Origin of the sequence: Pseudomonas orientalis, from assembly GCF_001439815.1 — a bacterium.
Classification (GTDB): Bacteria; Pseudomonadota; Gammaproteobacteria; order Pseudomonadales; family Pseudomonadaceae; genus Aquipseudomonas; species Aquipseudomonas orientalis.
In genome coordinates this window covers 190,273-202,520 of record NZ_JYLM01000002.1, presented here as the reverse complement: position 1 = coordinate 202,520, position 12,248 = coordinate 190,273, and the positions used below count along the sequence as shown (strand labels likewise).

At 64.2% G+C, this 12,248-nt stretch carries 12 protein-coding genes; 6 read left to right on the top strand and 6 right to left on the bottom strand.

Annotation, left to right across the window (positions count from 1 at the left end):
- Position 1: 1 nt before the first annotated feature.
- The 3 genes from TU82_RS05245 to TU82_RS05235 form a co-directional block, all read right to left on the bottom strand.
- Positions 2-439 (bottom strand): carboxymuconolactone decarboxylase family protein, encoded by a 438-nt coding sequence (locus tag TU82_RS05245; RefSeq protein WP_057722071.1) that lies wholly within the window; start codon positions 437-439, stop codon positions 2-4.
- Positions 440-532: 93 nt separating this feature from the next.
- A complete protein-coding gene (locus TU82_RS05240) occupies positions 533-1,978 on the bottom strand; it encodes a mechanosensitive ion channel family protein (protein WP_057722070.1) in 1,446 nt (481 codons plus the stop codon).
- A 271-nt stretch (positions 1,979-2,249) separates the two neighbouring features.
- Complete coding sequence (locus tag TU82_RS05235; RefSeq protein WP_057722069.1) at positions 2,250-3,155, bottom strand: LysR family transcriptional regulator; 906 nt, start codon at positions 3,153-3,155, stop codon at positions 2,250-2,252.
- A gap of 212 nt (positions 3,156-3,367) precedes the next feature.
- Here TU82_RS05235 and TU82_RS05230 point away from each other — a divergent pair, with 212 nt between their 5' ends.
- The 6 genes from TU82_RS05230 (at position 3,368) to TU82_RS05205 (ending at position 10,121) form a co-directional block, all read left to right on the top strand.
- Positions 3,368-3,979 carry a cysteine dioxygenase family protein gene (locus TU82_RS05230; protein WP_057722068.1) on the top strand — a complete coding sequence of 204 codons (612 nt, stop codon included), beginning with the start codon at positions 3,368-3,370 and terminating at the stop codon, positions 3,977-3,979.
- Positions 3,976-5,559: a rhodanese homology domain-containing protein gene (locus tag TU82_RS05225; protein WP_057722067.1), complete on the top strand. Its 1,584-nt coding sequence runs from the start codon at positions 3,976-3,978 to the stop codon at positions 5,557-5,559. The genes TU82_RS05230 and TU82_RS05225 overlap by 4 nt, the downstream gene beginning before the upstream one ends.
- An 83-nt stretch (positions 5,560-5,642) precedes the next feature.
- Positions 5,643-6,617, top strand: coding sequence for an ABC transporter substrate-binding protein (locus tag TU82_RS05220; protein WP_057722066.1), 975 nt, complete (start codon positions 5,643-5,645; stop codon positions 6,615-6,617).
- Between the two features lie 10 nt (positions 6,618-6,627).
- Entirely contained in the window at positions 6,628-7,968 is a 1,341-nt protein-coding gene (locus tag TU82_RS05215) for an LLM class flavin-dependent oxidoreductase (protein WP_057722065.1), read from the top strand.
- A 39-nt stretch (positions 7,969-8,007) separates the two neighbouring features.
- Positions 8,008-9,177 (top strand): acyl-CoA dehydrogenase family protein, encoded by a 1,170-nt coding sequence (locus TU82_RS05210; protein WP_057722064.1) that lies wholly within the window; start codon positions 8,008-8,010, stop codon positions 9,175-9,177.
- Entirely contained in the window at positions 9,174-10,121 is a 948-nt protein-coding gene (locus tag TU82_RS05205; RefSeq protein WP_057722063.1) for a D-isomer specific 2-hydroxyacid dehydrogenase family protein, read from the top strand. The genes TU82_RS05210 and TU82_RS05205 overlap by 4 nt, the downstream gene beginning before the upstream one ends.
- A 224-nt stretch (positions 10,122-10,345) precedes the next feature.
- Here TU82_RS05205 and TU82_RS05200 read toward each other — a convergent pair whose 3' ends face one another.
- Genes TU82_RS05200 through tolQ form a run of 3 tightly spaced genes read right to left on the bottom strand, consistent with a single transcriptional unit; the run spans position 10,346 to position 12,248 of the window.
- Positions 10,346-11,098 carry an energy transducer TonB gene (locus tag TU82_RS05200; RefSeq protein ID WP_057722062.1) on the bottom strand — a complete coding sequence of 251 codons (753 nt, stop codon included), beginning with the start codon at positions 11,096-11,098 and terminating at the stop codon, positions 10,346-10,348.
- Complete coding sequence (gene tolR / locus TU82_RS05195; RefSeq protein WP_057722061.1) at positions 11,095-11,541, bottom strand: protein TolR; 447 nt, start codon at positions 11,539-11,541, stop codon at positions 11,095-11,097. Before tolR ends, TU82_RS05200 begins: the two co-directional genes overlap by 4 nt.
- 14 nt (positions 11,542-11,555) lie before the next feature.
- Positions 11,556-12,248 (bottom strand): protein TolQ, encoded by a 693-nt coding sequence (gene tolQ, locus TU82_RS05190; protein ID WP_057722060.1) that lies wholly within the window; start codon positions 12,246-12,248, stop codon positions 11,556-11,558.

The following is a 12,248-nucleotide window of genomic DNA, read 5'->3' as shown; positions in this document are numbered from 1 at the left end:
CTTACTTGGGCATCTTGCGAAAACCCACCGCCAGGCGGTTCCAGCTGTTGATGGTGGCAATCGCCACACTCAGGTCGACCTGTTCCTGCGCGCTGAACTCGGCCGCCAAGGCGTTGAAGTCCTCATCGGGGGCGTGGGTCTGGCTGAGCAGGGTCAGGCTTTCGGCCCAGGCCAGGGCGGCGCGTTCACGCGGGGTGAAGAACGGCGTTTCCCGCCAGGCCGACAGGGTGTACAGGCGGCGCTCGGTTTCACCGCCCTTGCGCGCATCGGCGGTGTGCATGTCGAGGCAGAAGGCGCAGCCGTTGATTTGCGAAACGCGCAGGCGCACCAGTTCCAGCAGGGGCAGTTCGATGGACAGCTTGCCGACCGCCGCCTCCAGGGCCAGCATGGCCTTCATCGCGTCTGGGGAAGCGGTGTAGAAATCGGTACGGGTTTGCATGGTGGAGCTCCAGAACGTTGGGATGGGTGCGCAGATTAGTCACCCGGGCGTTCTGGAGAAATAGCCAATCCGGGCGAAGAACAGGTGACCAATCTACAGGCCACGGCTCCTCAACCACTGCAGGAAACCTTTCTTCACCGGCACCACCGGCGCGTCTTCGGTCAACGCCTGGGCGGCATGCACACGGAAGTCCAGCAGCGCCTTCATGGCTTCGCCGATATCATGGCGCGCGTCCAGGCAGGGCTTGAGGTATTCGTTTTCGATGCGGTACAGCGTGCAGTAGGTCTTGGCGGTGAAATCCGCCAGCGTGGCCTGATCGGACAGGATGCCCGACTCGCCAATCACCTCCCCCGGCCCCATGCGCCCGGCCTCGAACGCGTGGCCGCCCTTGACCAGCATCACCGAGACCACGCCGGATTCGATGATGAACAGGTGATCGCTGACCTCCCCCGCCGGCAGGATCATGTCGCCAGCGCGGTAGGTGTGCAGGGTCATGTTCTGGCTGAAGGTGTCTTTTTCTTCCTGGCGCAGGGTGGAGAAGATCGACGACCGCTCAAGCAGTGCGCGCGCGCCGGAGACCGTGGCCGGCGTGCTGCCTTCGCTGGCGGACAACAGCCCCACGCCCGCCGCCTGCAGATGCCGGAAGGCCAGGTCGTAAAGCTGGTTGCGCACTTCGCGTTTAAGGCCCATGGCCGGCACGAAGCCGCTGATTTCATATTCCACGCCGCCACTGGCCGAAGCCTTGAACGCCACGCTGGGCGCCGGTTTGGCCAACAGCGCGCGGCAGCCCTGCATCGCCCGCTCCAGGGCCTCGATCACCGTTTGCGGGCGCGCATGGGGGCTGACTTGCAGGCTGACCGCCAGACCGAACATGTCGGCCGGGCGCGAGAAGTTGATGATCTTGGCCTTGGCCGCCAGGGAATTGGGGATCACCGCCAGGCTGCCCTGGGAGGTTTGCAGGCGTGTGGCGCGCCAATCGATATCAGTGACGCGGCCTTCGGTGCCGTCGATGGAGATCCAGTCATCGATCTGGTAAGGCTTGGTGGTGTTGAGCACGATCCCGGAAAACACGTCGCTCAGGGTGCTTTGCAGCGCCAGGCCGACGATGATCGCCACGGCGCCGGAGGTGGCGAGCACGCCCTTGACCGGCAGGTCGAGCACGTAGGCCATGGCGGCGATGATCGCAATCAGAAAAATCACCGCGCCCATCAGATCCTGCAACAAGCGCCCGGTGTGGCCGACCCGCTGCATCATCACCGCGCCGAGCAACACCGTGAGGGTGCGCGCCGCGAACAGCCACCAGCCGATCTGCAAGGCCGTGGCCGCCAGGTGCAGGGCGGTGTCATCGACATAGGGCGCCGCCTGCATGGGGTTCATGCCATCGTTGAACAACACCGCGCTGAACACCGCAAAGATCACCAGCCGCGCCGCGAGTTTCCAGTTGGCCAGCGCGGGGCTGATGAGGCGCCATACGGCAATGTCGATAAGGATCAGCGCCAGGGCGCACACCATCGGGTGATCAACGATAAATGAGGGCATCCAGGCGACTCCAGGGCGAATGCCGAGAAGATCGCATGAAATGAGATTGGCGGGTATAGCACCAAGCAAAATGTGCGGCAGGCTAGAGCGCAACCGCCAGAAGCCGTTACCGCACAAACGGATAGGTACTCGGTCTGATCCAACATTCTGGTCGATCCTGAGGCCGCCATCGGGGGCAAGTCGAATCGTCGCACCGCCCCTCCCACATTTGGACCGGGGCGTATCAGTTGGGAAGCTTGGGACACCGTGAAGGGAGCAAGCCCCCCGGGGTTCAGGCCGCGTTGCGGATCTTGTGCAGCGAATCGGCCACCCATTTGCCAAACGCATCCACCGGCCCCTGCAGGTTGCCAAGGAAATGCGGATAGATCAGCCATAAGTCCATCACCGGCTTGAAATCCTTCAGCGGCATCACGGCCAGTTGTTCTCGATGGGCACTGCGCTCGAGCAACGGGCGTGGCACCAGGCCGAGGCCCAGCCCATCCGCCACCAGCCCCAGTTGCAATTCGGTGCCGAAGGTTTCCAGGTTGACCCGCAGGGCCAGTCCCTGATCCGCCAGGGTGCGCTGCAAGCCGGCACGGAAGCCGCACCCGTCCGGGTTGAGGACCCAGCCGTGCTGGTACACATCGGCCAGCTTGCACGGTTTTTTCGGCCGCTGCGCCTTGGCGCACACCACCACCAGTTCCATCTTGCCGATGGACTCACCGACGACAGTGTCCGCAAAGATCTTGCCCGCCGGGAACAACGCCACCGCCGCATCCAGCTCGCCGCGTTCGATCTTGCCCACCAATTGGCTGCCCCAGCCCGTGGCCACCTGGGCGCGCAGGTCGGCATACTCGGTGCGCAGGTGCTTGAGCGCATCGAGCAGCACCACGTCGCCGAGGGTCTGCGGCACGCCCAGGCGCAGCACGCCGGTGGGCGGTGCATCGGTGGCAACCAACTCGCGCAGCGCGTCCATTTCACGCAGGATCAGCCGGCACTGCTCATACACCCGGGTACCGATCAGCGTTGGCTTGAGAGGCTTGGTGTTGCGGTCGAACAACTCCACCCCCAGCGCCTGCTCGAAGTTCTGCACGCGGCGGGTGATGGCCGGTTGGGTCAATTGCAACGACTCGGCGGCATGGCTGATGGATTGGCAACGAATCACTTCGACAAAGGCATCGATATCGTCAATTTTCATTTGGGCCGCACATAGAGAACAGTCATTAAGATGTGTGGCAAGCATAGTGGGCGCAACCCGGTCTGGATAGCCCGCCCTGTGATCGATAACGTCTAACGCTATGCAGAGCGGTTCTAAATTACCTGCAGCTATAAGCTAATCATTAAAAAATAGCATATTAAGATTTAACATTATGCTTAGATAACGCCATCAACATCGCCAATGGAATGTTCATGAGCCAGGCCCGACACCCCGAGAGACTGCGCGCCTTTATTGGCGCCTTGGCTGAGCTGATCGACGGCAACCCGCGCGAAGGCGACCTGCTGCACCGTGGCGGCAAGCTGCTGGCGCAACTGGTCAGCCATGACGACTGGCTGCCCGACGCCTTCGCCCAACCCGACCCCGAGCGCTACCAGCAATTTTTGCTGCACGCCGATTCGCGCCAGCGCTTCAGCGTCGTCAGTTTTGTCTGGGGACCGGGGCAACGCACGCCGATTCACGATCATCGGGTGTGGGGGCTGATCGGCATGTTGCGCGGTGCGGAATTTTCCCAGGGTTTTGCCCGCACGGCCGAGGGTGCGTTGGTAGCCCAGGGTACGCCGGCGCACTTGCGGCCGGGCCAGGTCGAAGCGGTGTCGCCCAAGGTCGGTGATATCCATCAGGTGAGCAATGCTCACGATGACCAGGTGTCCATCAGCATTCATGTGTACGGCGCCAACATCGGCGCGGTGCGCCGTGCGGTGTATCAAGCCGACGGCAGCGAGAAACTGTTCATCTCCGGTTATTCCAACGCCTACCTCCCGAATATCTGGGACCTGTCCAAAGAAAAGAGCCCTGCCCTATGAGCACCGTACCGACCCGCAGCTTTGCCCAGATTCGCCAGGCCCTGTTGGCCCGTGAGGAAGTCGCCCTGGTAGACGTGCGCGAGGAAGCGCCGTATGCCCAAGGCCATCCGCTGTTTGCCGCGAATATCTCGCTGTCCAAGCTGGAACTGGAGGTGTATTCGCGCATTCCACACCGCGATACCCAGGTTACGCTGTACGACAACGGTGAAGGCTTGGCCGAACGCGCCGCCGAACGCCTGGTTGCGCTGGGTTACACGCGGGTCAGCCTGCTTGAGGGTGGGCTTGAGGGTTGGCGCCAGGCCGGTGGCGAGCTGTTTATCGACGTCAATGTGCCGAGCAAAGCCTTTGGCGAACTGGTGGAAAACCAGCGCCACACGCCGTCCCTGGCCGCCGAGGAGGTCCAGGCGCTGCTCGACAGCCAGGCCGATGTGGTGGTGCTTGATGCGCGGCGTTTCGATGAATACCAGACCATGAGTATTCCCACCGGCATCAGCGTGCCGGGTGCCGAGCTGGTGCTGCGTGCCCGTGAACTGGCCCCGGACCCGGCCACGCGCATTATCGTCAACTGCGCCGGGCGAACCCGCAGCATTATCGGCACCCAGTCGTTGATCAACGCCGGCGTGGCCAACCCGGTGTCGGCGCTGCGCAACGGCACCATCGGTTGGACCCTGGCCGGGCAGACACTCGCCCATGGTCAGGCGCGCCGCTTTGCGCCGACGTCCGAGGAGCATCGGCGCAGTGCCGCCCGGCAGGCGCGCGGCGTGGCCGACAAGGCCAAAGTCGGCCGTGCAACCCTGGATGACCTGCAACGCTGGCAGCAGGATGGGACACGCACCACCTACCTGTTCGACGTGCGCACCCCGGAAGAATTCGCAGCCGGCCACCTGCCCGGCGCCCGCTCCACGCCGGGCGGGCAACTGGTGCAGGAAACCGACCATGTCGCCAGCGTGCGTGGCGCGCGCCTGGTATTGGTCGACGATGACGGTGTGCGCGCGAACATGTCGGCGTCCTGGCTCGCGCAATTGGGCTGGGAAGTCTTTGTCCTGGACGAGCTGCAAGAGGCGCACTTCAGCGCACAGGGCGCCTGGATCGCCCCGGTGCCCGCGCCGCCCCAGGCCGAACTGATCAGTGCGCAGACACTGGCCGACTGGCTCGAGCATGGCGACACCGTGGTGCTGGATTTCACCGCCAGCGCCAATTACGTGAAACGCCATATCCCCGGTGCCTGGTGGGTGCTGCGCGCGCAATTGCCCGAAGCCCTGGCCAAGGTGCCCACTGCGCAGCGCTACGTATTGACCTGCGGCAGCAGCCAGCTGGCGCGCCTGGCGGTGGCCGAAGTCGAAGCGTTGACCGGCAGACAGGTGTTCCTGTTGCAGGACGGCACCGCCGCCTGGATCGCCGCGCAACTGCCGCTGGAAGAAGGTGAAATCCATCTTGCTTCACCGCGCATCGACCGCTACCGCCGTCCCTACGAAGGCACCGATAACCCACGGGAAGCCATGCAGGCCTACCTGGATTGGGAATTCGGCCTGGTCGAGCAATTGGCGCGCGACGCCACCCACGGTTTCTACGTGATCTGATCCACTGCTGCACCGTTTCCGGAAATCCGACCCCTTCTCCAGGCGGAGGCATGTTCCCTTACCCAACGCCTGGAGTCTGTCCCATGTCTTCTACTATCCCACTCAAGCGCCTGTTGCTGGGCGGCGCCCTGGCGCTCGGCCTGCTCGGCAACGCCCACGCCGCCGACCTGCAACCCCTGCGCGTGGCCAACCAGAAATCGACGATCAAAGCGCTGCTGGAAGCCTCGGGCGAAACCCGAAACGTACCGTACGAGATCAAGTGGTCGGAGTTCCCCTCGGCCTCGCCCCTGGGCGAAGCGCTGAATGCCGGCGCGGTGGATGTCGGCGCCCTGGGCGATGCGCCCTATGTGTTCGCCCTCGGCGCCGGTGCGTCGCTCAAAGTGATCAGCATCATCCACGCCGAAGGGCGTAACACCACTGCCCTGCTGGTGCCGCAGGATTCGCCGATCAAGACTGCCGCCGACCTCAAGGGCAAGAAGATCGTCACCGGGCGCGGTTCCATCGGGCACTACCTGGCGATCAAGGCCCTGGCCAGCGCAGGCCTGACCTCACAGGATGTGCAGTTCATCTTCCTGCTGCCCGCCGAATCGCGGCTGGTGCTGGATAACGGCACCGCCGACGCCTGGGCCACCTGGGACCCCTACACCACCGTGGTCACCTCGCAAAGCAACGCCCGTGTGCTGGTCAGCGGCAAAAACCTCTTGAGCAACCACCTGTACTTCGCCGCCACCGACCAGGCCATTGCCGACAAACGCGTGCAACTGGACGACTTTGTCGCCCGGGTTGACCGCGCCTACGCCTGGGCCAACCGCCACCCCGACGAGTACGCCGCGGCCCAGGCCAAGATCACCGGCCTGCCGTTGGCCGTGCACATCGAAGTGGCCAAGGACACCCTTCTGTCCCCGGTACTGATCGACGACGCGGTGATCAGCGGCCTGCAAGCCACCGCCGACACCTACCAGAAGGAAGGTCTGTTGAGCCGGCATATCGACGTGTCGCAAGGCTTCGACAAACGCTTCAACGCCCTGCGCGCCCCCAATTCCCAAGCCTCACGCTAAGGAGCAGCCCATGAGCAAGCCACGTCAATTGAAACTCGGTGCCATGGTGCACGGTGTCGGCCACGGCTGGGGCGAATGGCGCCACCCGCAGGCGCAGCCCGACGCCAGTACGAATTTCGGCTTTTACAGGCAGCAGACCGAATTGGCCGAAGCCGCGCGGTTCGACTTCGTGTTCATTGCCGACAGCCTGCATATCCACGCCAAGTCCAGCCCGCACTACCTGAACCGCTTCGAACCGCTGACGATCCTGTCGGCCCTGGCCGCGCTGACCAGCCATATCGGCCTGGTCGCCACCGTGACCGTCAGTTACACCGAGCCCTACCAGGTGGCGCGCCAGTTGGCCTCGCTGGACCACATCAGCGGTGGCCGCGCCGGCTGGAACGTGGTCACCTCGTGGCTGAGCGGCACCGCCGACAACTTCGGCAAGGCCGAACACCCGCCTCACGCCGTGCGCTACCGCATCGCCAAGGAACACCTGAACGTGGTCAAGGGCCTGTGGGACTCCTGGGAGGACGACGCCTTTGCCTATGACAAGCAAAGCGGCGAATTTTTCACCCCGCACAAGTTGCATGCACTCAACCACAAGGGCGAATTCTTCGCGGTCAAGGGCCCGCTGAATATCGCGCGTTCGCGCCAGGGCCAGCCGGTGATCTTCCAGGCCGGCACCTCCGAAGACGGGCGCAACTTTGCCGCGCAGAACGCCGACGCGATCTTTGTGCATGTCGAGGACATCGACGAGGCCAAAACCTATACGGCCGATTTGAAACGCCGCGCCAGGGGCTTCGGGCGGGATGCCGACAGCCTGTCGATCCTGCCGGGTATCCGGCCGATCGTGGGACGCGATGCCGCCGAAGTGCAAAGCCGTTACCAGCAGGCGGTGGAGCTGGTCAGCGTGGAAGATGCGATTGTCGCCCTCGGCCGTCCCTTCAACGATCATGACTTCAGCCAATACCCGCTCGATGCGCCGTTCCCCGAACTGGGCGATCTGGGCGCCAACAGCCAGAAAGGCGGCTCCGAACGCATCAAGCAACTGGCCAGGGACGAGGGCCTGACCCTGCGTGAAGTGGCGCTGCGGTTCTCGCGGCCCAGGCGCGATTTTGTCGGCACGCCGGAACAGGTCGCCGATGCAATCCAGCGCTGGTTCGAGGCGGGTGCCAGCGATGGCTTCATCATCAACTCGGTGCTGCCCGATGGCTTGCAGTACTTCACTGAGCTGGTGGTGCCGGTGTTGCAGCAGCGTGGGTTGTTCCGTACCGAGTACAGCGGGCAGACGCTGCGCGACAACCTCGGCCTGCAAGTGCCGGCCAACCGCTACAGCTCGGTTGAAGCCGCCGAAAACGCCCTGGCCTGACCACTATCCCCTCCCACATTTTTAACCGAGTACATGCTTATGACTCAATCGTCTCTACGCGTTGTGGAGGCCGTCGATTTCGACGCCACCCTCGAACGACTCAGCGCCGAGCTGGCCGGCAGCGCACACCTTTATGATGAAAGCGGCGCCTTCCCCCACGCCAACTTCACCTTGCTGCACGCCCACGGCCTGATCGCGCTCACGGTGCCCAAAGCCCTCGGCGGCGGCGGTGCCGGCCTGCCACTGGCGCGCAAGGCCATCAGTGCAATTGCCAGAGGCGAGCCCTCCACCGCGCTGATCCTGGTGATGCAGTACCTGCAACACACCCGCCTGCAAGACAGCACAACCTGGCCCCGGCACTTGCGTGTGCGCGTCGCCGAAGACGCGGTACACAAGGGCGCGCTGATCAATGCCCTGCGCGTCGAACCGGACCTGGGCACACCGGCCCGGGGCGGCCTGCCGGCGACCACCGCCGTGCGCAGCGCCGAAGGCTGGCGCATCAGCGGGCGCAAAATCTACTCCACCGGCAGCCATGGCCTGAGCTGGTTCAGCGTGTGGGCGCGCAGTGACGATGCCGACCCGCTGGTGGGCGCCTGGCTCGTGCCCAGGGACAGCCCCGGCGTGAGCATCATCGACACTTGGGATCACTTGGGCATGCGCGCCACCTGCAGCCATGAAGTGGTGCTCGACAATGTGCTGGTGCCGCTGGACCACGCGGTCAGCGTCAGCCCGTGGAGTGCGCCGCAGCCGGAGCTGGATGGCGAGGGTTTCCTGTGGATGTCGGTGCTGCTGTCATCGGTGTACGACGCCGTGGCCCAGGCCGCACGGGACTGGCTGGTGCACTGGCTGGAAGAACGCCAGCCGTCGAATCTCGGTGCGGCGCTGTCGACCCTGCCGCGGTTCCAGGAGACCGTCGGCCATATCGACACCCTGTTGTTCGCCAACCGCAGCCTGCTCGATGCCGCCGCCGACGGCCACACCCCGGTCGCCAACGCGGCGCAATTGAAGTACCTGGTGACCGGCAACGCCATCCGTGCGGTCGAGCTGGCCATCGAAGCCTCGGGCAACCCCGGCCTGTCACGGCACAGCCCACTGCAACGGCACTATCGCGATGTGCTGTGCAGCCGCGTGCATACGCCACAGAACGACGCCGTGCTGCAAGGTGTCGGCAAAGCGGTGTTCGCCCAACGCCAGAAGGCACGCACATGAGCCAGGTGATCATTGCCAGCCAGTTGGACGAAGACTACAACGACGTGATCCGCGCCCGTCTCGCCACGCTGCATCCCCAGGCCCAGGTGATCGGAGTGCCGGCCGGCGTGCCGAGCGACCTGCCGCCCCAGGCGAATATCCTGCTGCTGCGGCCCATCAACGTGCGCGGCTACACCGCACCGGATACGCCGCCCCCGGGCTGGCCCTACGGTGCGCAATGGGTGCACCTGGTGTCATCAGGCATCGACTTCTACCCGCAATGGCTGTTCAACGGCCCGCCGGTGACCACGTCACGGGGCAGCGCGGCCGACAACCTGGCCGAGTTCGCCCTGGCGGCCATCTTTGCCGCGTCCAAGCATCTGCCGGCCATCTGGGTGCAGGATTCGCAGTGGCAATTCACCGCGTTGCGCCCGCTCAAGGGCACGACCCTGGGCATTCTCGGGTTTGGTGCGATTGGCCAGCGCCTGGCGCAAAAAGCCCTGGGCCTGGGCATCAAGGTGGTAGCGCTGCGCCAAAGCACGACGCCCTTTGGCGTCGACGGTGTGGAAGCGGCCAGGGATATCCACGACCTGTTCGCCCGTGCCGACCACCTGGTGGTGGCGGCACCGCTGACCGACGCGACGCGGCACATCATCAACCGCGACGTACTGGGCAGCGCCAGGCCGGGGCTGCACCTGATCAATATCGCGCGGGGTGGGTTGCTGGATCAGGAGGCGCTGCTCGAAGCGCTGGATAACGGCCGGATCGGGCTGGCGTCACTCGACGTAACGGAGCCCGAGCCGTTGCCGGATGGGCATCCGTTGTATACCCACCCGAGGGTGCGGTTGTCGCCGCATACGTCGGCGATATCCACCAATAGCCAGGCAGAGATTGCCGACACGTTCCTGGCCAATCTGGAGCGCTATGTGGCAGGCCTTGCATTAGCCAACGTCGCCAATGCCTGATGCGATCCAAAATGTGGGAGGGGGCAAGCCCTAATGCCAGTCAGTTAAGCGTACGTGGCCCTCTGTAGGAGCGAGCTTGCTCGCGAAAAACTCACAGACACCGCGTTTATTCAGGAAGCACGCGCTATCGTTGACGTTTTTCGCGAGCAAGCTCGCTCCTACAAAAAGCCTTAACTGACTGGCATTAGGGCAAGCCCCCTCCCACGTTGGTTCGGTGTTAACCATCATTTTATGCGGTAGTGAAAGGTGTTGCGCACCGCCGGTACGGCGACGGGCTTGCCGTCGACAACCCTGGGCTGATAGCGAAAGGTGTCCACCGCCGCCAGTGAGGGCCGGATAAACACTGGGTGACAGCCGTCCAGTACCTTGGGGTTTTCCACCCGGCCCTGGGGATTGACGGTGTATTCCACCGAGCAGTCGCCTTCGAGGTTCTTGTCCAGCGCGCGCTCCGGGTAGTCCGGTGCTTCCTTGCTCAGGGGCTGGTACTGGCGGCTGTCGAACGCCGGAGCAGCGGTGGGCGCGGGTAAGGCGGCGCGGGCTTTTTCAGCAGCCAAACGCTCCTGGTTCAGACGTTGCTGCTCCAGTTCCCGATTGCGTTGCTCGGCGGCCAGGCGCTGCTGTTCGATTTTCTGCGCTTCGACCCGCTTTCGCGCCAGCGCGGCTTTCTCGAGTTTTTGCGCCTGGATCTGCGGGTCAACCGTTGGTTTGGCCGGTACAGGGACAACAACAGGCTCAGGCGCTACGGGAGTGAGTGGGGCTACCGGCTCAGGCGCTGGGGCCGGCATCATCACCCACTGCGTGTGCATCACCCTTGGCGCGTCTGCCTGCGGTGTTTCCGGCGACCAGCCCAGCGTCAGCGCCGCCACTACCGCTACATGCAGCGCCACGGCCAGGCCCGCCGCCAGGCTGTTGCGCCACAGCCCGTCGCTGTGCGGCACCTGCACCGGTGTCGCACCGTGCATGATCATCGCGGTCATTGGGGAGCCTCGGTCACCAGCCCCAGATGAGTGACACCACCCTTTTGCAACACCGCCATGGCGGCCACCACGCGACCGTACCCGGCGTTGTCGTCAGCGCGGATATACACCTGGGTGTCGCTGCGCGCCGCCACCACCTGCATGACCTTGGCGCCCATGTCTTCCAGGCTCACGGCGCTGTCGGTCTGGTGCCGGGTGTCGAGCTCCCCGCCCAGGTTCCAGTAGTAACCGCCGTGCGCCTTCACCGACAGCGTGAGGATTTGCTGGCGGGTGTCGGTGGCCAGCGCCTCGGCGGCGACCTTGGGCAATTCGATCTTCACGCCCTGGGTCAGCATGGGCGCGGTGACCATGAAGATCACCAGCAGCACCAGCATCACGTCGATATAGGGCACCACGTTCATCTCGGCCTTGGGCCCGTGCTTGCGTTGCGGCCTGATCAACATCGGTCTGCTCCTGTTCAGGCGGCCACGGCCAGGTTGATCGAAGTACCACGCAGGGCGCGGTGCAGGCGCACTTGCAGTTCGTTGCCGAAGGCGTAGTAACGGGTGAGCAGGGTCTGGCTGCGCGCGGCAAAGCGGTTATAGGCGATCACGGCCGGAATCGCCGCAAACAGGCCAATGGCCGTGGCAATCAAGGCTTCGGCAATCCCCGGCGCCACGGTGGACAAGGTGGCTTGTTGTACCTGGGACAAGCCCAGGAACGAGTTCATGATCCCCCACACGGTGCCGAACAGACCGATATAGGGGCTGACCGAACCCACGGTCGCTAGAAACTGCAGGCCCTTTTCCAGCTCCAGTTCCTGCTCGGTGATCGCCACCTGCAGCGCACGCTCCACGCCTTCGAGTACCGCCGGGTCATGGGTGTGCAGGTGCTGATACTCCTGCAGGCCGGCGATAAAGATCGGCGTCACACCGCCCTCGCCCGCCTGCACGGCATCGCGGTACAGCGCCTGCAAGTCCGACGCGCCGCGAAAGCGCGCCACGAAATCATTCAACTGCCGCTCCAGGCGCCGCAGCACGCTGCCACGCCGAATGATCAGGTACCAACTGAGCAGGGACGCCAGCAGCAAAGTGATCATCACCGCCTTGACCAACAGGCTGGCATCGCTGATCAAGCTCCAGATCGTCATATGTTCCATCGTCGCGTGCAT